Genomic DNA, 20849 nt, shown 5'->3' with positions numbered 1-20849 from the left:
GTTCATCGGTCCTCGACCAGCCGCACGAAGTCCCGTTCGTTGCGTTCCGCGCGGCGCACGTACCAGCGGGCCAGGAGGACCAGGGGGACGTACAGGCCGAAGCCGAGGACGGCCCATTCGAGGCGGTGGGCGTCGGGCATCGCCGCGAAGAGCAGCGGGAGCGGGCCGATGAGCAGGCCGAGGAACGCGAACACCGCGAGGGCGGCGCGCAGTTGGGTGCGCATCAGGGAGCGGACGTAGGTGTGGCCGAGGGTGGTCTGTTCGTCGATCTCGGTGCGCGGCCGGTAGTAGCCGGAGGCCGGACGGCTGCGCCGGGGCGGCCCGGTGACGACGACGCGCCGCTCGACGGGGTCCTGGTGCGGCACGTCAGGGCCTCCTCATCAGCAGGTCCCGCAGTTCGCGCGTGTGGCGGCGGCTGACCTGGAGTTCCTCGCCGCCGACGAGGACGCTCACCGTGCCCGCGTCCAGCCGGAGTTCGCCGACGTGGCGCAGTGCGACGAGGTGGCGGCGGTGGATGCGGACGAAGCCACGGGAGCGCCAGCGCTCCTCCAGGGTGGAGAGCGGGATGCGCACGAGGTGGCTGCCCTTGTCGGTGTGCAGGCGGGCGTAGTCGCCCTGGGCCTCGACGTGGGTGATGTCGTCGACGGCGACGAACCGGGTCACCCCGCCGAGCTCCACGGGTATGTGGTCGGGATCGGGTTCGTGCACCGGGATGCGGGGCGCGCTGTCGAGGCGTTCGGCGGCCCGGCGGACGGCCTCGGCGAGGCGTTCCTTGCGGACCGGTTTGAGGACGTAGTCGACGGCCTTGAGGTCGAAGGCCTGGACGGCGAAGTCCTCGTGGGCGGTGACGAACACGACGAGCGGCGGTTTGGCGAACCCGGTGAGCAGCCGGGCGAGGTCCAGGCCGTCGAGGCCGGGCATGTTGATGTCGAGGAAGACGACGTCGATCGCCTCGGGCCCGTGCGGTCCGGACTCCAGCGCGCGGTTGATGCGGCGCAGCGCCTCGGTGGCGTCACCGGCCCCCTCCACACTGCCGATCCGGGGATCGGCGCCGAGGAGGTAGAGCAGTTCCTCCAGCGAGGGGCGTTCGTCGTCGACAGCCAGGGCGCGCAGCATGACCCCGGAGTCTAGGAGTAATTCGTACGACTGGACACGTGCCGAGATGCGGACGCCGCCGCTGGATACAGTGCCGACATGAACAGCAGGACCGCCGCGTTCGACGAGCTCGACCGGAAGATCATCACCGCGCTGATGGCGAACGCGCGGACCTCGTTCGCGGAGATCGGTTCGGCGATCGGGCTGTCGTCCACGGCGGTCAAGCGGCGCGTGGACCGGTTGCGGGACACCGGGGTGATCACCGGGTTCACGGCCACGGTGCAGCCGTCGGCGCTGGGCTGGCGCACCGAGGCGTACGTCGAGGTGTACTGCGAGGGCGCGGCCCCGCCGCGGCGGCTCGCGGAGGTGGTCCGCAACCATCCGGAGATCACCGCGGCGATGACGGTGACCGGGGGCGCGGACGCCCTGCTGCACGTGCGGGCGCGGGACGTGGAGCACTTCGAGGAGGTGCTGGAGCGCATCCGCGTGGAGCCGTTCATCCGGAAGACGATCAGCGTGATGGTGCTGTCCCACCTCCTCCCGGAAAGCCCCGAGGCCGGGGCCAGCCAGCCCGCACCCGAGGCGTAGCGAATAAACGCATCAAGCGTGCGTTTCACCGGATGAACTCGCAGCATTCCTGCGCGGACACGCAATTCCTGTTGCTTGTCGGGCCTGTCGCCCGTTTTCTACCGTGGTGTCACCCTCAGTCGACACCGCAGGAAGCGGAGGAACCCCTCTGTGCCCGACTCCCGTGTGCCGCGCCGGCGGCGATTCCTGGTCTGCGAACCCAGACACTTCGCCGTGCAGTACGCGATCAATCCCTGGATGCATCCCGACACCCACGTCGACGTGGACCTGGCGCAGGAGCAGTGGCGGACGCTGATCAGCGCCTACGAGGCCCATGGCCACAGCGTCGACGCGGTGGAGCCGGTCCCCGGTCTCCCGGACATGGTCTTCGCCGCGAACTCGGCGGTCGTCGTCGGCGGCCGCGTCTTCGGCTCCCTCTTCCACGCGCCCGAGCGGCGCCCCGAGTCCACGCACTACGACCTGTGGTTCAAGACCGCGGGCTACGAGGTCCAGCGCCCCCTGTCGGTCTGCGAGGGCGAGGGCGACCTCGTCTGGACGGGCCGGTACGTGCTGGCCGGGACCGGGTTCCGGACCACCCGCGAGGCGCATCGCGAGGTGCAGGAGTTCTTCGGCCACCCGGTGATCAGCCTGACCCTGGTGGACCCGCACTTCTACCACCTGGACACGGCGCTCTTCGTCCTGGACGACGACAACATCGCGTACTACCCGGAGGCCTTTTCGCCGGGCAGCCGCGAGGTACTCGCACGGCTGTACCCGGACGCGGTCCTCGCGACCCGCGACGACGCGATGGCGTTCGGCCTGAACTCCGTCTCCGACGGCCGTCATGTCTTCATCGCCCCGCAGGCCGAGGCCCTCGCCCTGCGCCTCGACGCCCACGGCTATGTCCCCGTCCCCGTCGACCTCTCCGAGCTCCACAAGGCCGGCGGCGGCATCAAGTGCTGCACCCAGGAGATCCGCTCATGACCGCACCCGTAAGCACGCGTTCCTCCGCCGATCTCATCCGCGCCGAGGAGCCGGTCCTCGCGCACAACTACCACCCGCTGCCCGTGGTCGTCGCCCGTGCCGAGGGCACCTGGGTCGAGGACGTGGAGGGCCGCCGCTACCTCGACATGCTGGCCGGCTACTCCGCCCTGAACTTCGGCCACCGCCACCCCGCGCTGATCGAGGCCGCGCACCAGCAGCTGGACCGGCTGACGCTCACCTCCCGCGCCTTCCACAACGACCGTCTCGCCGAGTTCGCGGAGCGCCTCGCCGAGCTGACCGGCCTGGACATGGTGCTGCCGATGAACACCGGCGCGGAGGCGGTGGAGAGCGGCATCAAGGTGGCCCGCAAGTGGGCGTACGAGGTGAAGGGCGTCCCGGCCGACCGGGCCACGATCGTGGTGGCCGCCGAGAACTTCCACGGCCGTACGACGACGATCGTGTCGTTCTCCACGGACGAGACCGCGCGGGCGGGCTTCGGCCCCTTCACCCCCGGCTTCCGGATCGTGCCGTACAACGACCTCGCGGCGCTGGAGGAGGCGGTCGACGAGACCACGGCCGCGGTGCTGCTCGAGCCCATCCAGGGCGAGGCGGGTGTCGTCATCCCGGACGAGGGCTATCTGGCGGATGTGCGCGAGCTGACCCGCCGCAAGGGCTGTCTGTTCATCGCCGACGAGATCCAGTCGGGCCTCGGCCGCACGGGCCGCACGCTCGCGGTCGAGCACGAAGGGGTCGTCCCCGACGTCCTCCTCCTCGGCAAGGCCCTGGGCGGCGGCATCGTCCCGGTCTCCGCGGTGGTCGCCCGCCGGGACGTCCTCGGCGTCCTGCGCCCGGGCGAACACGGCTCGACCTTCGGCGGCAACCCGCTCGCGGCGGCGGTCGGCACGGCGGTGGTCGAACTCCTGGAGACGGGCGAGTTCCAGCACCGGGCGGCGGAACTGGGCGTAGTCCTTCGGGACGGCCTGGCCGACCTGGTCGGCAAGGGCGTGGTCGGCTTCCGCGCGCGGGGCCTGTGGGCGGGCGTCGACATCGACCCGGCGATCGGCACGGGCCGTGAGGTCAGCAAGCTGCTCATGCAGGAGGGAGTCCTGGTCAAGGACACCCACGGCTCGACGATCAGGCTGGCGCCCCCGCTGACGATCACGGCGGAGGAGTTGGGATCGGCGCTGGGAGTACTGGAAAAGGTGCTGAGGCCCTGACCCACCAAGGGGCGCGGGGAACGGCGCGAAAGGCCCCCACCGTCCCGCACCCGCCCTCCTGCCGCACCGCCCTCCCCCGTAGGCGCACTCCCACCCCACCGGGTGAAGATGTGACGAAGAGGTGATAGACCACTCTCAGCGACAGAGAGGTCGTCCGTGGGCGCACAGGAGGAAAACGACACCGCCCGGCATCGGTTCGACGTGGCCGATGCCGCCCCCCTGCTGCTCGACGCCCACGGGATCGTCACCGGCTGGACGCGGGACGCCGAGCGCCTGCTGGACTACGGCGCCTCGGAGGCCGTGGGGATGACCGCCGCCGCCCTGCTCAGTACCGAGGACGCCGGCCGCCTGCCCGAGCTCGCGGAGCGCTGCCGTGCCGACGGCGGCTGGGCCGGGCTGCTGACCGCCGTGCGCAAGGGAGGCCGGCCCGCCCGGGTCATGGTCCGCATCACCGCGGCCGACGCGGGCGGGTCGGCCCGCTGGCTCGTCCTGCTCTCCGAACTCGCGCAGGCCCCCGGCTGGGACATGAGCCGCCCGGTGCTGGAACAGATGGTCACCCGCTCCCCCATCGGCATCGCGATCGTGGACACCGACCTGCGCTGTGTGTGGTCCAACCCGGCCCTGGAGCAGTTCGGCAGCGCCCCGGCCCCCCAGCGGCTGGGGCTGCGGTTCGGGGAGATCCAGCCGGGTCTGGACGCCGAGGCGATCGAGGCGCAGATGCGGCGGGTGCTGGAGACCGGGGAGCCGGTCGTGGAGTACGAGCACGTCGGCCGGGTCCGGGCCGCCCCGCACCGGGAGACCGCGCACACGATGTCGTTCACCCGGATCGACGACGACCAGGGCCACCCGATGGGCGTGTACTACACGGTCGTCGACATCACCGAGCGGCACCGCGCGCGGCAGCGCCTCGCGCTGCTCGACCGGGCCGGTGAGCACATCGGCCGCGGTCTGGACATCCGGCAGACCGCGCAGGAGCTGGCCGACGTGGCCGTACCGGCGCTGGCCGACTACATCACCGTGGACCTGCTGGAGTCGGTGCTGCGGGGAGCGGAGCCGGCCACGACGCACGTGCCGCTGCTGCGGGCCGGGCAGCAGTCGGTCAACGAGGGCGTGCCGGAGGCCGTCGTCGAGGTCGGCGAGGTGGCCGCCTACCGGCCCGGGTCACCCCCGCTGCGGTGTCTGGCCTCGGGCACCTCCTGGCGGGAGGAGCGGCTCGACCCGCTGGCCGCGGAGTGGGCCACCGACATACCCGGCGGTCGCGAGGCCACCTTCCTGGAGCTGGGCCTGCACAGCGTGATGGTCGTGCCGATCCGCGCGCGGGGCGTCACCCTGGGCGTCACGACCTTCTTCCGCCGGCGCCGCCAGGAACCCTTCGACGAGGACGACCTGAACCTCGCCGAGGACCTGGTCTCCCGGGCCGCCGTCTGTGTGGACAACGCCCGGCGCTACACCCGCGAGCGTGAGGCCGCGCTCGTCCTCCAGCGCAGTCTGCTCCCGCACCGGCTGCCCGAGCAGGACGCCGTGGAGGTGACCGCCTGCTACCGGCCCGCCGACGAGCTGACCGGCCTGGGCGGCGACTGGTACGACCTGATCCCGCTCTCCGGCGCGCGGGTCGCCCTCGTGGTCGGCGAGGTCCCCGGGCACGGCATCGCCGCCGCCGCGGCCATGGGTCGGCTGCGGACCGCCGTACGGACGCTGGCGGCCCTGGACCTGCCGCCCGAGGAGGTGCTGGGTCACCTCGACGACCTGGTCGCGAGGGCCGCGCGCGAGGAGGGGGCGACTCCGGAGGCGGTGGGAGCCGCGACGGTCGCGGTGGCGGCGGGGACGTCCAAGGGCTCGGGACCTTCTGGCACTTCTGGAACTTTCGGGACTTCAGGTGACGAATCCGACAGTGCGCAGGCGGTGGGGTCCGGGTGCGTGTACGTCGTCTACGACCCGGTCGACGGGCAGTGCACGATGGCCGCCGCCGGTCATCCCGCGCCCGCCGTGATCCTGCCCGACGGCACGGTCGCCTTCGTGGATCTGCCGCAGGGGCCGTCGCTCGGCGTCGGGGGCCCGCCCTTCGAGTCGGTCGAGCTGGCCCTGGCGCCCGGCAGCACGCTCGCACTGCACACCGACGGGCTGCTCGCCCGTGGCGAGGAGTGGGCGCTCGACGCGGGCCGGGACCGGCTGCGCCAGGCCCTGGAGCGGCCCGCGGCCACCCTCGACCTGCACTGCCGGACCGTCGTGGACTCCCTCGCCCCGGACCGGCCGCACGACGACGTGGCCCTGCTGATGGCCCGCACCCGGCTGCTGGGGCCCGAGCAGGTCGCGGACTGGGACGTGCCGATGGATCCGGCGCGGGTCGCCGAAGCCCGCAAGACGGCGACCCGGCAGCTGGCGGAGTGGGGCCTGGAGGAGTTCGCGTTCACCACGGAGCTGGTCGTCAGCGAGCTGGTCACCAACGCCATCCGGCACGCCGTCGGGCCGATCCGGCTGCGGCTGATCCGCGAGCGGACCCTGGTGTGCGAGGTGCTCGACAGCGGTGCCACCGCGCCTCATCTGCGGCATCCGCGGACCACCGACGAGGGTGGCCGGGGGTTGCTGCTGGTCTCCCAGTTCGCCCAGCGCTGGGGCACCCGGTTCGTGCCCGAGGGGAAGGTCATCTGGGCCGAGCAGTCCCTCCAGGACCCCGGCGACTGAGTTCCGGGGATCCGTGCGCTCGATTCACCCCTACAACCTCTCATACCGTGGGAAAATGGGTGATCCCGGCGCGAGGCGGCTGCAATGAGCGACAGATCCATCGACTACGCGGCGGTGTTCCAGGCGCTGCCCGGCATGGTCGCGCTGCTGACGCCCGAGCTGGTGTGCACGGACGTCAACGAGGAGTTCCTGCATGTGGCGGGGCGGCGGCGCGAGGATGTCGTGGGCCGCTATCTCTTCGACGTGTTCCCGGACAACCCGAACGACCCGGCGGCCACCGGCATGCGCAATCTGGCCGCCTCGCTGCGGCGGGTCCTGGACACCGGCGAGCGCGACGCGATGGCGCTCCAGCGGTACGACGTGGAGGACCCCGAGCAGCCCGGCGAGTGGGAGGTGCGCTACTGGAGTCCGGTCAACGCCCCGGTGTTCGGCCCGGACGGCAAGGTCTCGCTGCTGGTGCACCGGGTGGAGGAGGTCACCGAGCTGATGCGGGCCCGCGGTGGTCCGCGCGGCAGCCGGGCCCGGGTCCTGGAGGCCGAGCTGTACACCCGGGCCCGTGAGCTCCAGGAGCTCAACGACCGGCTGCGGCAGGCGCACGCACGCGAGCGGGAGGTCGCGCTGGCCCTCCAGGAGGCGATGCTGCCGGTCAGCCGGCAGTCACTGCACGACCGGGCCGCCGTCCGCTACCGGCCCGCGATCGGCGCGCTCAACGTCTGCGGGGACTGGTACGACCTGGTCGATCTGGTCGACGGCCGCGGTGTCGGGGTCTCCGTGGGTGACGTGGTGGGCCACGGGCTGGGGGCGGCCTGTGTCATGGGCCAGCTGCGCAGTGCGCTGAGCGCGGCCTCCCGGGTGTCCGCGGGGCCGGCGCAGGCGCTGGACGTGCTGGGCCGGTACGCCCATGTGATCGACGGCGCCGAGTCGGCGACCGCGGTCACCACCTTCATCGACTTCGACCACGGCACGATCACCTACAGCAGTGCCGGGCACCCGCCGCCGATGCTGGTGCACGCCGACGGCCGCGTGGAGTGCCTGGACAAGGCCACCGACCCGCCGCTGGACGCCCGCCCCGATCCGGTCCCCCGCCCACAGGCGACCACCACGTTCCGGGCGGGCGCGACGCTCGCCCTCTACACCGACGGCCTCGTCGAACGCCGCCACGAGGACGTGGACACCGGCCTCACCCGCCTCGCCGACTCCCTCACCCGCCACCGCCGAGCCGACCCGGAAACCCTGGCCGACGCGGTCCTCGCGGAACTTTTGCCCCCGGGCGGGGCTACGGATGACACGGCGCTGGTGATTGTGCGGTTGTGAGAAGGCGCCCGTCCAAACCCCCAAGCAACCCGCACCGGCACCCGCCCATGCCCCCCAAGCAACCGGCGTCACAGATGGACGCAAGAGTGACTCCCCGGCCGTCCTCCCCCCGGTTCCCCGCCACTGCGTCTCTTCGAGTTGCCGTGGTCCGCGCGGCGGAGCCAAGCTGGATCGGCGGTCGGGGCTGTTTCGGGCTTCGTCGGCTGCGCCTACACTGACAGCCCCATCTCACGCCGGTTGACCAGCCAGAACGCGGAGTTGAGCCGTCCGCCCGACCGAGGAGCGCCCCCTCTTGTTCTACTACCTGCTCAAATACGTGCTGTTGGGGCCGTTGCTGAGACTGGTCTTCCGGCCCCGAATAGAGGGCCTGGAACACATCCCGGACTCCGGCGCGGCCATCGTCGCCGGTAACCACCTGTCCTTCTCGGACCACTTCCTGATGCCGGCCGTCCTCAAGCGCCGCATCACCTTCCTCGCCAAGGCCGAGTACTTCACCGGCCCCGGCATCAAGGGCCGGCTCACCGCCTTCTTCTTCCGCAGCGCCGGGCAGATCCCGGTCGACCGCTCCGGCAAGGAGGCCGGTCAGGCCGCCATCCGCGAGGGCCTCGGCGTGCTCCGCAAGGACGAGCTCCTCGGCATCTACCCGGAGGGCACCCGCTCCCACGACGGCCGCCTCTACAAGGGCAAGGTCGGCGTCGCGGTCATGGCCCTCAAGGCGCAGGTCCCGGTCATCCCCTGCGCGATGATCGGCACCTTCGAGGCCCAGCCCCCCGGCAAGGTCATCCCCAACATCCACCCCGTGGTGATCCGCTTCGGCAAGCCCCTCGACTTCTCCCGCTACGCCGGCATGGAGAACGAGAAGGCGATCCTGCGGGCCATCACCGACGAGATCATGTACGCCATCCTGAAGCTGTCCGACCAGGAGTACGTCGACCAGTACGCGGCCGTGGTCAAGGCCGAGGAGGCCGCCGCGCGCTCGGAGAAGGAGCGCAAGTTCCCCCGGATGCCGCTGAGCTGAGGCTCTGCCGTCGGCAGAACCCCCTGGAGAAACGGCAGTTGACCGCCGTACGGTCACCGCATGACACGACGTGCTGTGGTGATCGGAGCGACGGGACAGATCGGGCGGGCGGCCGTGACCGCCCTGGCCGGGGACGGCTGGGACGTGACGGCCGTCTCCCGGGGCGGCGGACGGGACGAGGGCTGGCCCGCGGAGGTGCGCACCGCGCGGGCCGACCGCTCCGACGACGCCGCGCTGGCCGCCGCGGTGGGCGACGGTTGTGACGTCCTCGTGGACATGGTCGCCTACGGGCCGGAGCACGCCCGGCAGTTGACGGCGTTGTCCGACCGGGTGGGCTCGGCCGTGGTGGTCTCCAGCATCTCGGTCTACGAGGACGACAAGGGCCGCAACTTCGACACCCAGGGCGAGCCGGACGGCTTCCCGGAGTACCCGGTGCCCCTGACCGAGGGCCAGCGGACCGTCACGCCGGGCGAGACGTCGTACAGCACCCGCAAGGCGGCCCTCGAACGTGAACTCCTCGCGGTGGGTGAGCAGTTGCCGACCACGCTGCTGCGGGCGGGTGCGATCCACGGGCCGTACTGCCAGACACCGCGCGAGCTCTACTTCGTCAAGCGCAACCTGGACGGCCGGCCCCGGCGCGTCCTCCCCTTCGGCGGGCGGAGCCGCTTCCACCCGGCGAGCGTCCACAACATCGCCGAGCTGATCCGGCTCGCGGCCGCGCGGCCCGGCAGCCGGGCGCTCAACGCCGTGGACCCGGACGCCCCGACGGTGGCGGAGATCGCCGCCGCGATCGACGCAGTCATGGGCGTCGAGACCGGGACGGTCCTGCTGGACGGCCCGCCGCCGTCGCCGACCGTGGGCGACACCCCGTGGTCGGTGCCGGTACCGGTCGTGTGCGACATGTCCGCCGCCGAACGGGAGTTGGGCTACCGCGCGGTGGTGCGGTACGCGGACCGGCTGCCGGAGACCGTCGCCTGGATCGAGGAGCGGCTCGCGGGACGGGACTGGCGGGAGGCGTACCCGAAGATGTTCCAGACCTACGGCGACCTCTTCGACTACGCGGCGGAGGACGCGTACCTCGACTCGCTCGGCGCATGAGGAAGGGGCGGCCCGTGGCTCGGGCCGCCCCTCCTTCTTCGTCCTGCCGCCGGAGGCTTACGGCTTCGGCGTGGCGTGCGGGGCGCAGGTCACGTCGGTCTTGTCCAGCTTGCCGGTGAGCAGGTAGGTGTCCACCCGCGTGTTGATGCAGGGGTTGACCAGGCTTGTCACGCCGTGGGAGCCCGCGTCCTTCTCGGTGATCAGGCGGGAGCCCTTGAAGCGCTGGTGCAGTTCGACGCCGCCCTCGTACGGGGTGGCCGCGTCACGCTCGGACTGCACGATCAGCACGCCGGGCAGGCCCTTGCCGGTGTGCACCTGGACCGGGGTCTGCTGCTTGACCGGCCAGGTCGCGCAGGGCAGGTTCAGCCAGGCGTTGGCCCAGGTCATGAACGGGTAGTTCTTGTTGAGCGCGGTGTTGTCGCGGTCCCACTTCTTCCAGCTGGTGGGCCACTTGGCGTCGGTGCACTCGACGGCGGTGTAGACGGCGTTGCCGTTCTCCGAGGAGATGTTGCCCGCGGTGTCCGAGAGGTCCGGGGCGGCCGCGTCGACCAGGGCCTGGGTGTCGCCGGCGAAGTACTTGCTGAACACCGTCGCGACCGGCACCCACGAGGAGTCGTAGTACGGGGCGCTCTGGAAGAAGCCGATGAGCTCGGCCGGGCCGACGACCCCGCCGATGGGGTTCTTCTTGGCGGTGGCGCGCAGTTCGAGCCACTTCGCCTGGACGGCGGCGCGGGTGGTGCCGAGGTGGAAGGCGGCGTCGTTGGCGGCGACCCAGTCCTCCCAGTCCTTCCAGCGGCCCTCGAAGGCGATGTCCTGGTCGAGGTTGGCCTCGTACCAGATCTTCTGCCGGGAGGGGTTGACGACGCTGTCGACGACCATGCGGCGCACGTGGTTCGGGTACATCGTGCCGTAGACGGCGCCGATGTAGGTGCCGTAGGAGACGCCCAGGTAGTTGAGCTTCTTCTCGCCGAGCGCGGCGCGGATGACGTCCAGGTCACGCACGGTGTTGGGCGTCGTCATCTGCTGGAGCACCGCCTTGCCGGTGCGCTCGGCGCAGCCGTCGGCGTACTCACGGGCCAGCTTGCGCTGGGCCAGCTTGTCGGCCTCGGAGTCCGGGACCGGGTCGGCCTTGGGCGCCTTCACGAACTCCTGCGGGTCCATGCAGGAGATGGGCGCGGAGTGGCCGACGCCGCGCGGGTCGAAGCCCACGAAGTCGTACGCCTTGGCCGCGTTGGCCCAGATCGGGTTCTTGTTGACGACACGGAGCGGGAAGCGCATGCCCGAGCCGCCGGGTCCGCCCGGGTTGTAGACGAGGGCGCCCTGGCGCTCCGCCTGGGTGCCGGTGTTGCCGATGCGGTCGACGGCGATCTTGATCTGCTTGCCGTTGGGCTTGGCGTAGTCCAGCGGCACGCTGACCCAGCCGCACTGGACCGGCTTCGCGATCCCCCAGTCGGCCGGGCAGTCCGCCCAGTCGATACCGGCCTTCGCGGCGCGGGCGGCGGCGATCTGCGCGCCGACGGCCTCACGGTCCTGGCCGTGCCGGCCGCTGTCGTGCGTGTTGGCGCCGGACGCGGGTGCCGCGACGGCACCGGATATGAGTGTGGCCGTGATGAGCATCCCGGCCGAACCGAGTGCGGTGGTCCGCCACTTCGGTCTCGTCTCCCTCAAGAGGGATCCCTCCCCGTACGTCGTTTCGAATCGTACGGAGATCCTCCTAGCTATGGAGACCCTGTGAACAGGGGGGTGCGGCTCTTCTTTGCCAATCCGATAAACGGATGGGGTGGTTCGCTGGGCGGACTAGCCGCTCAGGGCGGCCAGCGCCTGGTCCAGCACCCGGCGCAGCCGCAGGGCGTCCGGGGCGACGGCGGTCACGAGTGCGGCGGGTCCGGCGAGCGGGACGAGCACAGCATGGTCGGCGAGCCTGCGCGACTGCACCGGGTGCGTGGCGAACTCCGGCCGGGCGACCAGGAGTTGGCCGACGGCTCGGTGTCCCGCGAGCACCGCGGGTCCGTCCCAGCCGCCCGGAGCGCCCGGGCCGCAGGTGAGTTCCTGGTCCAGCACGGTCCGCCCGGCGACGCGCAGGACGAGACGGCTGCACAGCCGCCCGGGTTCCTCCCCCACCCGTCCGAGGACCTGCTCCTCGCGCAGCACCAGCCGACCGGTCCCCGCTAGGTCGATCCGCGTGGTGACGTACAGGTCGCTGCCGCCCGCGGAGATCAACTGCTCGGGCAGCCAGTGCAGTTCGGCGCCGTCGGCGACGGCGAGCCGTACGTCGTAGTGCGCCTCGCCCTTGGTCTGTCCCGGCAGCGCGATGGTGGCGGCGGCCGAGCCGACGTGCAGCCGGGCGCCCTCCTGGACCTCGGCCGCCACGCTGAAGTGGTCGCCGCCGAGTGGGCCGCTCATCGCGCCGACCAGCACGACCCGGGCTTCGGCACCGCTGGCCCGGGTGCGCCGCAGGGCGAGCGGTCCGTCGCTCTCCAGTACGGGCAGGGCGGTGCCGCCGCGCCCGTCGTCCCGGGCGACCAGCCGCGCGGCGGCCCGCACCCCCGTCACGGCCGTGGTCACGCGGTCCACGCGGCGAGCTGCGACCGCACCCAGTCGGCGACGTCCTTGACGCCGGCCTCGCTGCGCAACGACTGGAAGACGACCGGGAGTTCGGCGCGCTGGGCCTTGGCGTCGGCGGCCATCCGCGCGAGGTCGGAGCCGACGTACGGGGCCAGGTCGGTCTTGTTGACGATGAGCAGGTCGGCGGTGGTGACGCCGGGGCCGCCCTTCCTCGGGATGTCGTCCCCGCCGGCCACGTCGATGACGAAGATCTGGGCGTCGACCAGGCCCTTGGAGAAGGTGGCGGTGAGGTTGTCGCCGCCGCTCTCGACGAGGATCAGGTCCAGGGGGCCGACCTCGTCCTCCAGGTCCTCGACGGCTTCCAGGTTGGCGGAGATGTCGTCGCGGATGGCGGTGTGGGGGCAGGCGCCGGTCTCGACGGCGGTGATGCGCTCGGGAGGCAGGACGGCTTCTCGGAGGAGGAACTCGGCGTCCTCGCGGGTGTAGATGTCGTTGGTGACGACGGCGAGGGAGAGGTCGTCTCGCAGGGCTCGGCAGAGGGCGGCGACGGTGGCGGTCTTGCCGGAGCCGACGGGGCCGCCGAGGCCGATGCGGAGGGCTCTGCGGGTGCCGTCTGTGCGGTGGGCGTCGGCGCTCAGGGCTGCGGGGCCGTCGTGGGAGTGATCGAGGTGCATGTGCGGCTCCTGTAGGGGGTTTCGAAGGTTCGTGGCCGGGTGCGGGTTCGTGGGGGCTGGTCGCGCAGTTCCCCGCGCCCCTAAATGCAGGTGGGTTCGCTCAGACCCCTCCTAAGAGGCGAACAGGCGTACTGGCCAGGCCGCATGCAGCTCTGCTCCGATTTCCAGCAACGGTGCCGAGGCCGCGGGCAACGCGTCGGATCCCTGGTCGACGGCGCTACGCGCGGCTTCCACCGCTCGGTCCGCCACGCCGTCCAACTCCGGCGCCAGCCTTGCCAGTACGGCCGTCGCGTCGAAGGGGTCCAGGCTCAGGAGCCTGACCGTCGCTGAGGCCGGGCCGCTCACGCTCTCGTACGTCGCGCAGTACGCGGCGTCCAGGGGGGCGAGGCCGGCAGCGCGGGCGGCCAGGCCCAGCACCACCGGCTGGTGGGCGCCCTTGGGGAAGTCCCTTGCCAGTGCGTCGAGTTCGGGCGACGGCCAGGTCGCGCGGGCCGCCCGCATCAGCTGGCGGCCCAGCTTGCGGGCGGCCGCCCGCAGCGCGGGAGACGGCGTGCGGGCGTCCGCTGCCGCGTCCAACTCCCCTGGGCTCACGCCGAGTACGGCCGCCGCGGCCAGTGCCGCCGACACCAGTCCCGCCGAGTGCAGCCGCCCCCGGCAGAAGGACTCCAGGCTCTCCGCGTCCGTGATCCGTCCCGCCTTGACCGCCTCCTCCGCCCCGCCGGAGTGCGCGTGCCCCCCGGCGGGAAAGCGGCCGTCGGCCAGGACCAGAAGGGCGGCCCGTGACATCACAACCCCGCCATCAGAAGAGGAAGTAACGCTGGGCCATGGGCAGTTCGGCCGCCGGGGTGGCCTCGACGAGTTCGCCGTCGATGTGCACGGCGAAGCTGTCGGGGTCGACCCGGACATCGGGGCGGGCGTCGTTCTCGCGCATGTCGGCCTTGGTGACCCCGCGCGTCGACTCGATCGCCACGAACCGCTTGCCGAGCTGGAGCCGCTCCGGCAGCCCGTCCTCGAGGGCGAGCGGTGCCACGAAGTTGAAGGAGTTCGAGGCGGGCGCCCGGCCGATCGCCCCGTACATCGGCCGGGGCAGGATCGGCTGCGGGGTCGGGATGGACGCGTTGGCGTCGCCCATCTGCGCGTAGGCGATCTGGCCGCCCTTGATCACCAGATGGGGCTTGACGCCGAAGAACGCCGGCTCCCACAGGACCAGATCGGCCAGCTTCCCCGTCTCGACCGACCCGATCTCGTGCGCGAGGCCCTGCGCGACGGCGGGGTTGATCGTGTACTTGGCGACATAGCGCCGTACGCGATGGTTGTCCGCCCGGCCGTCGCCCGGCAGAGCGCCCCGGCGGCGCTTCATGACGTGCGCGGTCTGCCAGGTCCGCATGACGACCTCGCCGACGCGGCCCATGGCCTGGGCGTCGGAGGAGATGATCGAGATCGCGCCCAGGTCGTGCAGGATGTCCTCGGCGCCGATGGTCGTCGGGCGGATGCGGGACTCGGCGAAGGCGAGGTCCTCCGGGACCGCCGCGTTGAGGTGGTGGCAGACCATCAGCATGTCGAGGTGTTCCTCGGCGGTGTTGACGGTGAAGGGCCGGGTCGGGTTGGTGGAGCTGGGCAGCACGTGCGGCTGGGAGACCACGGTCATGATGTCCGGCGCGTGTCCGCCGCCCGCACCCTCGGTGTGGTAGGCGTGGATGCCGCGGCCGCCGATCGCGGCGAGCGTGTCGCCCACGAACCCGGCCTCGTTGAGGGTGTCGGTGTGGATGGCGACCTGGATGCCGGTGCGGTCGGCGACGGTCAGCGAGGCGTCGATGACGGCCGGGGTCGAGCCCCAGTCCTCGTGCAGCTTCAGGCCGAGGGCGCCGCCGCGGATCTGCGACAGCATCGCCTCGTGCGAGACGGTGTTGCCCTTGCCGAGGAAGCCGATGTTGAGCGGGTACTGCTCCATCGCCTCCAGCATCCGGGCGAGGTGCCAGGGGCCGGGGGTGACGGTGGTGGCCTTGGAGCCCTCGGCGGGGCCGGTGCCGCCGCCGACCAGGGTGGTCACGCCCGCGGACAGCGCCTCGTCGGCGATCTGCGGGCAGATGAAGTGGACGTGCGCGTCGATGGCGCCGGCGGTCAGGATCCTGCCGTTGCCCGCGATGACCTCGGTCTCGGGGCCGATCACCAGGTCCGGGTGGACCCCGTCCATGGTGTCGGGGTTGCCCGCCTTGCCGATGCCGGTGATACGGCCGTCGCGGATGCCGATGTCGGCCTTGACGACACCCCAGTGGTCGACGACGACCGCGCCCGTGATGACGGTGTCCGGGGTGCCCTCCGCGCGGGTGGCCCGCGACTGGCCCATCGACTCGCGGATGACCTTTCCGCCGCCGAACACGGCCTCGTCACCGGCGAGTCCGGGACCGCCGGAACGATCCTCCTCGACCTCGATCAGCAGGTCGGTGTCGGCGAGCCGGATGCGGTCGCCGGTGGTGGGGCCGAACAGGTCGGCGTAGGCGGCACGAGAGATCTCAGGCATCGAGGGCACCTCCGGTCTCCCCGCGCAGTCCCGGCACCACACGGGCGCCGGCGAGCGGGACGAGTTCCACGTCGACCGGGATGCCGGGCTCGAAGCGCACGGCGGTGCCGGCAGCGATGTTCAGGCGCTTGCCGCGCGCCGCGGCGCGGTCGAACTCCAGGCCGGGGTTGGTCTCGGCGAAGTGGTAGTGGGAGCCGACCTGGACGGGCCGGTCGGCGGCGTTGAGGACGGTCAGACGGGTGACCTCACGGCCCTCGTTGTAGGCAATCGGGCCGTCGGCGAAGAGGATCTCTCCGGGGATCATCGGGGCCCCTCAGACGATCGGGTCGTGGACGGTGACGAGCTTGGTGCCGTCCGGGAAGGTGGCCTCGACCTGCACGTCGTGGATCATCTCGGGGATGCCCTCCATGACGTCGTCGCGGGTCAGCAACGTCCGCCCGGAGGCCATGAGTTCGGCGACGGTACGGCCGTCACGGGCGCCTTCGAGGATGTGCGAGGTGATGAGCGCGACCGCCTCGGGGTGGTTGAGCCTCAGCCCCCGGGCCCGGCGCTTCTCGGCGACGTCGGCCGCCACATGGATCAGCAGCCTCTCTTGCTCGTGCGGGGTCAGTTGCACGTCCCACCTCACAGTCCTCGCTCCGGACCGTGCGGGGTCCGGTTGCCTCAGCCCCGGGGCAAAGTCCCTGGTGGCGTGGACCGCAGGCTAGTTGGATCCGGTTTCAGGCAAGTTAACCGAGCTGTGATCCATCAGCGCGTGTCGGCACAGCCCCCCGCATGCTCCTCGGCGCGTGTCGGCGTCGCCTCCCACATGCTCGTCAGCGCGTGCCGGCGTCGCCCCCCATGCTCATCAACGCCCGTAGACCCGCCGCCAGCTCGTCGGCGGACGTCGGCCCGAACAGCGCCTGCTGCGCGAGGAAGCCCATCGCGGCGGCCATCATGGTGCGGGCCACGTACTCAGGGGGGACGTCCGAGCGCATCATCCCGGCGTCCTGGTACTCCCCGACGATCCGCGCCCAGGCCCCGCGCACGGCGCCGTAGCCCTCCCGCAGGACGGTCGAGAGCTCTTCGTTGCGGAGCGTCTCCGCCCACACCTGGACGACCAGGCCGGGGAAGGCGGGCCGGCCGTCCACCGTCAGGGACTCCTTGGCGGCGAGGATGCGGCCGAGCACCGACGCGACCAGGACGTCCGGCGAGGGGGGCGGGGTGGCGCGGGCCGCCTCCTCGAAGCCGTCGCGGACCTGACCGAGCACCTCGCCGACGATGGCGGCGATCAGCTCCTCCTTGCCGCTGAAGTAGCGGTAGACGGCCCCCGCCGAGAGGTCCACCTCCTTGAGGACGTCCTGCATGGACGTGGCGTGGAAGCCGTTGCGGGCGAAACAGAGCGCGGCGCCGTCGAGGATCTGACGGCGGCGGGCGTCGAGGTGTGCCTGGGATACGCGGGCCATGCCCACAAAGTAAAACGAACATTCCTTCTTGACAAGCGACGGCGACGGCGGGACGGTGGTGACGAACTTAAAACGAACGATCCTTCTTTTTGGAGTCCCCATGTCCACCCGCCGCCTGCTCGCGGTCGTCGTCCTCGTGCCGCTCCTCGCCGCCCTGGCGCTATGGGCCTTCGCCTGGCCCGCCGCCCGCACCGCACCCCGTGACCTGCCCCTGGGCGTGGCGGGGCCGGCCGCCGCGACCGCCCAGGTGGAGAAGGAGCTCCAGCGACACGAGGGCGCCTTCGAGCTCCACCGCTACGCCGACGAGGCCGCCGCCCGGTCCGCCATCGAGGACCGGGACGTGTTCGGCGCGGTCGTCGTCACCCCGCAGGGCCCCGAGCTGCTCACCGCGTCGGCCGCGAGCCCGGTCGTGGCCCAGCTCCTCCAGCAGGCGGTGGCCCAGCAGGCCGCCGCGAGCGGCGCGGAGGTGAGGACCGTGGACGTGGTCGCCACTCCCGCGTCCGACCCGAGGGGCGCGGCGCTGAGCTCGTCGGTACTGCCGCTGGCGCTGGCCGGCATCGTCGCGGGCGCGGTCGTGACCCTGCTCGGACTGCGAGGGCTGCGCGCGGTGACCGCACTGGTCGTCAGCGCGGCGCTGGTGGGCGTCATCGCGGCCGCGCTGGCGCACAGCTGGCTCGGCGCCCTCACCGGCAACTGGTGGGCGGAGGCCGGCACGCTGGGGCTGGCGACGCTGGCGGTGAGCGCGGCGGTCGCGGGACTCGCGGCTCTGGTGGGCCCGGCGGGGATCGGTGCCGTCGCGTTCCTGGTGATGTTCCTCGGCAACCCGTTCTCGGGGGCGGCCACGGCCCCGCAGCTGCTGCCGGACCCGGTCGGCGCGATCGGTCAGTGGCTGCCGCCGGGCGCGAGCGCGACCCTGCTGCGCTCGGTGTCGTTCTTCGACGGCGCGGCGGCGACCGGGCCCGCGCTGACCCTCACCTGGTGGGCGGCGCTCGGTCTGGGTGCCGTCGTCCTGGGGGACGCGCTGAAGAAGCGGCCGAAGACCACCGCGCCCGCGTCCGCGGAGCCCGCCCTCACTCCGGTCGGCTGACCGGACCGCCACCACCGAACCCCGGCCCCGCGGCCGGGGTTCACGCGTGCCCGCGACGCTTCCCTACGACGGCCCGGTCCCCCGGTGATGGGCCGCGATGCCGAACCGCTGGTGTTCGCGAGGAGCGGAAGCGACCTCCCGCACGGTGGAGACCGCGCTGACCACCTGGTCCTCGACGGGTTCCTGGAGTTCCTCCAGCCGTTCGAGGTCGGCGGCGGAGACCAGGGCGACCAGCGGCTTTCCGTGCCGTGTCACAACGACGCGCTCACCGCCGTACACCACCCGGTTGATCAGGTCGGCGAGCTCAGCCCTGGCTTGCGTCACCGGAATCTCGTAGGCCATACCCCCATCATAACGTCACGTACGTCCTGTACATTTTTTACGGACAGCCTGCCGCGAGGAGGGGTACGCCATGACCCGACCGACCGCCCGTCACGTGTTGCCCGAGCTCCATGAGCGCACGAGCTCCGGGCACACGACGACGGATCCGTACTCGAAGCTGCTGGAGGAGCGGATCGCCTTCCTCGGGACGCCGGTCGACGACATCTCGGCGAACGATCTGATGGCGCAGTTCATGTACCTCGAGTACCAGGCCCCGGACCGGGACATCTCGCTGTACATCAACTCCCCCGGCGGCTCGTTCAGCGCGATGTCGGCGATCTACGACACCATGCAGTACGTCAGTTGCGACGTGGCGACGACCTGCCTCGGCCAGGCCGGCTCCTCCGCGGCGGTGCTGCTGGCGGCCGGCACGCCGGGCAAGCGCTCCGTGCTCCCGGGCGCCCGGGTCGTGATCCACCAGCCCGCCCTGACCGAGCCGGTGCAGGGACAGGCCAGCGATCTGGCCATCCAGGCCGACGAGTTGATCCGGGTCCGGGCCCGCCTGGAGGAGCTGCTGGTGCGGCACACCGGGCGCGACCCCGAGCAGGTGAGCGCGGACATCGAGCGGGACAGGATCCTCGACGCGCAGGGCGCCCTGGACTACGGCCTCGCGGACGCGATCGTCCCGAGCCGCAAGTCCTCGCGCACCACGCCGGGCGCGAGGTGAGCCGTAGATGATCCCGGACCTGCCACCGCTGCCCGCGCTCACGCGTGCCGAGGGCGAGCTGATCGACCGTTATCTCGACGTCGTCGACCTGCTGGGCCGGATCAACCCGGCGCGGCACGAGGACACCTACGGCGGACTGCGCGCGGCGCAGGCGCTGGTGAGCAGGGCGGCCGAGCTGCGTGACGCCCTGGTCGTGATGCACGCCCGGGGTGAGCGCGAGCTGCACACCGCGACGCTGGCCCGGGCCCTGCGGGTGCTGGACGGGGAGCGGCGCACGGCCCGGGTCACCGTGCCGCCCGCCGACGACAGTTGACGAGGCGTCCGCGGCTGAGCCGAAACGGGCCGAACGACGTACCCCCTATTGGAGGAGGCGCGGCTCCTTTTTCGCGACCGTCAGGGTTGCGCAACGCGTGTGACACGAGAGCGGAATGAGGAGTTTCTGTGCTGGTCGGAGGCTCCTCGGGCCCTCGACACCCCTGCGTTCGAAGGGGTGTTCACCCAAACGGGTGAGTGGTGAGTAACAACACAAATCCACGGTTCCGTTGGGTTTTTCGCACTTCCGTGCGCCAAGATCCCTGTCTGACGACAAGACCCCGCCGCAGCGGCGGGGCGATCCGGGCGGACGCCGAGTCCTGCCGCCGCCTGGATGACCGGTCGACAGAAGTGGATCGGCAGGAGTGGAGGACCCAAGCACGACGGGTCGCCGGGACGGTCACGCCATGACCGGGCCGAGCAGCCCTTGGGGTGAAGCCGCGTCAGCGGCCGGGCAACTTCGCCAGCCCGAATCCGACAGGTCATCCTTCACAGGCGGCTGACGAAGGGTTGCGCATGACTGCGCTCAATCGTGTCCCGTCGCTGATGGTCCGGGCCGGTACGGTCTCGGCGTTCGCCATGGCCGCTGTGGGCGGCTCCGTCGTGGTTCCGGGCGTCGCAGCCGACGCCGCCGCCGCGACGCCGGCGACGAAGGCGCTCCAGGTCGCGGCGTCCAAGAAGGGATCGCCGTACAAGTACGGCGCCACGGGGCCACGCCGCTTCGACTGCTCAGGGCTCACGCTGTACTCGTTCAAGAAGGCGGGCAAGAAGCTCCCGCGCACGGCGGCCCAGCAGTACAACAAGACCCGCCACATCGGCGCCGGCAGCCGCAAGGCCGGTGACCTGGTGTTCTTCCACTCGGGCTCGAACGTCTACCACGTCGGCATCTACGCCGGGAAGGGAAAGATCTGGCACGCCCCCAAGACCGGGGACGTGGTGCGACTGCAGAAGATCTGGACGAAGAGCGTCTGGTACGGCCGGGTCAAGTGACGCCCCGAGGGGCCGACGGCAACCTGACCTGCCGCCGGCCCCTCGGGTCTCCCGGAGGCCGGGCCGGCGGCAGCACACCGAGAACCGTGAGCGCGCCCCCGGTGCCGCCGGTCCACGAAGTACGACCACGATCAGCGCGGCTTTGGGGTTGAGCGCATTGATGACGAACCCCCGCCGCAGCAGGCGCGCGATTAGGCCGACGCCGACGACGGCCCCCGGACACGTCTCCACA

The 20849-nt window shown here is 71.7% G+C and carries 22 protein-coding genes and 1 riboswitch; of the genes, 11 read left to right on the top strand and 11 right to left on the bottom strand.

Translation table 11 applies throughout. From position 1 onward, the window contains the following. Positions 1-2 precede the first annotated feature (2 nt). On the bottom strand, positions 3-365 hold the full coding sequence (locus OHN19_RS37250) for a hypothetical protein (RefSeq protein WP_330268405.1): 363 nt from the start codon (positions 363-365) through the stop codon (positions 3-5). Position 366: 1 nt separating this feature from the next. Then, a complete protein-coding gene (locus OHN19_RS37245) occupies positions 367-1116 on the bottom strand; it encodes a LytR/AlgR family response regulator transcription factor (RefSeq protein WP_330268404.1) in 750 nt (249 codons plus the stop codon). A 78-nt stretch (positions 1117-1194) separates the two neighbouring features. Here OHN19_RS37245 and OHN19_RS37240 point away from each other — a divergent pair, with 78 nt between their 5' ends. The 7 genes from OHN19_RS37240 to OHN19_RS37210 all read left to right on the top strand — a co-directional run bounded on the left by OHN19_RS37240 (position 1195) and on the right by OHN19_RS37210 (position 9975). Then, the gene (locus OHN19_RS37240; RefSeq protein ID WP_123759286.1) at positions 1195-1683 is read left to right on the top strand and encodes an Lrp/AsnC family transcriptional regulator; all 489 of its coding nucleotides are present in this window, start codon (positions 1195-1197) and stop codon (positions 1681-1683) included. A 150-nt stretch (positions 1684-1833) separates the two neighbouring features. Next, on the top strand, positions 1834-2646 hold the full coding sequence (ddaH, locus tag OHN19_RS37235) for a dimethylargininase (protein ID WP_330268403.1): 813 nt from the start codon (positions 1834-1836) through the stop codon (positions 2644-2646). Beyond that, a complete protein-coding gene (gene rocD, locus OHN19_RS37230) occupies positions 2643-3863 on the top strand; it encodes an ornithine--oxo-acid transaminase (RefSeq protein ID WP_330268402.1) in 1221 nt (406 codons plus the stop codon). The genes ddaH and rocD overlap by 4 nt, the downstream gene beginning before the upstream one ends. A gap of 156 nt (positions 3864-4019) precedes the next feature. Next, positions 4020-6545, top strand: a complete 2526-nt coding sequence (locus OHN19_RS37225) for a SpoIIE family protein phosphatase (RefSeq protein WP_330268401.1) — start codon at positions 4020-4022, stop codon at positions 6543-6545. Between the two features lie 84 nt (positions 6546-6629). Further along, complete coding sequence (locus OHN19_RS37220) at positions 6630-7859, top strand: SpoIIE family protein phosphatase (protein ID WP_330268400.1); 1230 nt, start codon at positions 6630-6632, stop codon at positions 7857-7859. Positions 7860-8151: 292 nt separating this feature from the next. After that, positions 8152-8877 (top strand): lysophospholipid acyltransferase family protein, encoded by a 726-nt coding sequence (locus OHN19_RS37215; protein WP_123759291.1) that lies wholly within the window; start codon positions 8152-8154, stop codon positions 8875-8877. 75 nt (positions 8878-8952) lie between these two features. Then, entirely contained in the window at positions 8953-9975 is a 1023-nt protein-coding gene (locus OHN19_RS37210; protein WP_330269792.1) for an NAD-dependent epimerase/dehydratase family protein, read from the top strand. A 57-nt stretch (positions 9976-10032) separates the two neighbouring features. Here the strand turns inward: OHN19_RS37210 and OHN19_RS37205 are convergent, their stop codons facing one another. From OHN19_RS37205 to OHN19_RS37170, 8 genes are all read right to left on the bottom strand, one after another. Further along, positions 10033-11643 (bottom strand): alpha/beta hydrolase, encoded by a 1611-nt coding sequence (locus OHN19_RS37205; protein WP_330268399.1) that lies wholly within the window; start codon positions 11641-11643, stop codon positions 10033-10035. A gap of 129 nt (positions 11644-11772) precedes the next feature. Next, positions 11773-12549 (bottom strand): urease accessory protein UreD, encoded by a 777-nt coding sequence (locus tag OHN19_RS37200; protein ID WP_330268398.1) that lies wholly within the window; start codon positions 12547-12549, stop codon positions 11773-11775. Continuing rightward, positions 12537-13214 carry an urease accessory protein UreG gene (ureG, locus tag OHN19_RS37195; protein ID WP_330268397.1) on the bottom strand — a complete coding sequence of 226 codons (678 nt, stop codon included), beginning with the start codon at positions 13212-13214 and terminating at the stop codon, positions 12537-12539. Before ureG ends, OHN19_RS37200 begins: the two co-directional genes overlap by 13 nt. Positions 13215-13325: 111 nt before the next feature. Further along, positions 13326-14000: an urease accessory protein UreF gene (locus OHN19_RS37190; protein WP_330268396.1), complete on the bottom strand. Its 675-nt coding sequence runs from the start codon at positions 13998-14000 to the stop codon at positions 13326-13328. Positions 14001-14013: 13 nt separating this feature from the next. After that, the gene (locus tag OHN19_RS37185; RefSeq protein WP_330268395.1) at positions 14014-15735 is read right to left on the bottom strand and encodes an urease subunit alpha; all 1722 of its coding nucleotides are present in this window, start codon (positions 15733-15735) and stop codon (positions 14014-14016) included. After that, positions 15728-16039: an urease subunit beta gene (locus OHN19_RS37180; RefSeq protein ID WP_123759297.1), complete on the bottom strand. Its 312-nt coding sequence runs from the start codon at positions 16037-16039 to the stop codon at positions 15728-15730. Before OHN19_RS37180 ends, OHN19_RS37185 begins: the two co-directional genes overlap by 8 nt. A 9-nt stretch (positions 16040-16048) precedes the next feature. Further along, the gene (locus OHN19_RS37175; RefSeq protein ID WP_123764842.1) at positions 16049-16351 is read right to left on the bottom strand and encodes an urease subunit gamma; all 303 of its coding nucleotides are present in this window, start codon (positions 16349-16351) and stop codon (positions 16049-16051) included. A gap of 199 nt (positions 16352-16550) precedes the next feature. Next, positions 16551-17180 carry a TetR/AcrR family transcriptional regulator gene (locus OHN19_RS37170; protein WP_330268394.1) on the bottom strand — a complete coding sequence of 210 codons (630 nt, stop codon included), beginning with the start codon at positions 17178-17180 and terminating at the stop codon, positions 16551-16553. Positions 17181-17280: 100 nt separating this feature from the next. Here OHN19_RS37170 and OHN19_RS37165 point away from each other — a divergent pair, with 100 nt between their 5' ends. Next, on the top strand, positions 17281-18267 hold the full coding sequence (locus tag OHN19_RS37165; RefSeq protein ID WP_330268393.1) for an ABC transporter permease: 987 nt from the start codon (positions 17281-17283) through the stop codon (positions 18265-18267). Between the two features lie 63 nt (positions 18268-18330). On the opposite strand, the gene OHN19_RS37160 is transcribed toward OHN19_RS37165, so the two are convergent. Next, on the bottom strand, positions 18331-18609 hold the full coding sequence (locus OHN19_RS37160; protein ID WP_330268392.1) for a type II toxin-antitoxin system Phd/YefM family antitoxin: 279 nt from the start codon (positions 18607-18609) through the stop codon (positions 18331-18333). Positions 18610-18679: 70 nt separating this feature from the next. Here OHN19_RS37160 and OHN19_RS37155 point away from each other — a divergent pair, with 70 nt between their 5' ends. The 3 genes from OHN19_RS37155 to OHN19_RS37145 all read left to right on the top strand — a co-directional run bounded on the left by OHN19_RS37155 (position 18680) and on the right by OHN19_RS37145 (position 20617). Continuing rightward, positions 18680-19315: an ATP-dependent Clp protease proteolytic subunit gene (locus tag OHN19_RS37155; protein ID WP_330268391.1), complete on the top strand. Its 636-nt coding sequence runs from the start codon at positions 18680-18682 to the stop codon at positions 19313-19315. A gap of 7 nt (positions 19316-19322) precedes the next feature. Further along, positions 19323-19628, top strand: coding sequence for a hypothetical protein (locus tag OHN19_RS37150; RefSeq protein ID WP_330268390.1), 306 nt, complete (start codon positions 19323-19325; stop codon positions 19626-19628). Between the two features lie 300 nt (positions 19629-19928). Next, positions 19929-20140, top strand: a riboswitch (cyclic di-AMP (ydaO/yuaA leader). A 3-nt stretch (positions 20141-20143) separates the two neighbouring features. Beyond that, positions 20144-20617 carry a C40 family peptidase gene (locus OHN19_RS37145; protein WP_330268389.1) on the top strand — a complete coding sequence of 158 codons (474 nt, stop codon included), beginning with the start codon at positions 20144-20146 and terminating at the stop codon, positions 20615-20617. Positions 20618-20849: the final 232 nt, after the last annotated feature.

The sequence above is a fragment of the Streptomyces griseorubiginosus genome, assembly GCF_036345115.1.
Lineage (GTDB): Bacteria > Actinomycetota > Actinomycetes > Streptomycetales > Streptomycetaceae > Streptomyces > Streptomyces griseorubiginosus_C.
This window is presented reverse-complemented; position numbering and strand designations above follow the sequence as displayed.

Coding starts and splice junctions, on each gene's coding strand:
- OHN19_RS37245 (WP_330268404.1), bottom strand. CDS start 1,116: ATGCTGCGCGCCCTGGCTGTCGACGACGAACGCCCCTCGCTGGAGGAA.
- OHN19_RS37240 (WP_123759286.1), top strand. CDS start 1,195: ATGAACAGCAGGACCGCCGCGTTCGACGAGCTCGACCGGAAGATCATC.
- rocD (WP_330268402.1), top strand. CDS start 2,643: ATGACCGCACCCGTAAGCACGCGTTCCTCCGCCGATCTCATCCGCGCC.
- OHN19_RS37220 (WP_330268400.1), top strand. CDS start 6,630: ATGAGCGACAGATCCATCGACTACGCGGCGGTGTTCCAGGCGCTGCCC.
- ureG (WP_330268397.1), bottom strand. CDS start 13,214: ATGCACCTCGATCACTCCCACGACGGCCCCGCAGCCCTGAGCGCCGAC.
- OHN19_RS37190 (WP_330268396.1), bottom strand. CDS start 14,000: ATGTCACGGGCCGCCCTTCTGGTCCTGGCCGACGGCCGCTTTCCCGCC.
- OHN19_RS37185 (WP_330268395.1), bottom strand. CDS start 15,735: ATGCCTGAGATCTCTCGTGCCGCCTACGCCGACCTGTTCGGCCCCACC.
- OHN19_RS37180 (WP_123759297.1), bottom strand. CDS start 16,039: ATGATCCCCGGAGAGATCCTCTTCGCCGACGGCCCGATTGCCTACAAC.
- OHN19_RS37170 (WP_330268394.1), bottom strand. CDS start 17,180: ATGGCCCGCGTATCCCAGGCACACCTCGACGCCCGCCGCCGTCAGATC.
- OHN19_RS37165 (WP_330268393.1), top strand. CDS start 17,281: ATGTCCACCCGCCGCCTGCTCGCGGTCGTCGTCCTCGTGCCGCTCCTC.
- OHN19_RS37160 (WP_330268392.1), bottom strand. CDS start 18,609: ATGGCCTACGAGATTCCGGTGACGCAAGCCAGGGCTGAGCTCGCCGAC.
- OHN19_RS37155 (WP_330268391.1), top strand. CDS start 18,680: ATGACCCGACCGACCGCCCGTCACGTGTTGCCCGAGCTCCATGAGCGC.
- OHN19_RS37150 (WP_330268390.1), top strand. CDS start 19,323: ATGATCCCGGACCTGCCACCGCTGCCCGCGCTCACGCGTGCCGAGGGC.
- OHN19_RS37145 (WP_330268389.1), top strand. CDS start 20,144: ATGACTGCGCTCAATCGTGTCCCGTCGCTGATGGTCCGGGCCGGTACG.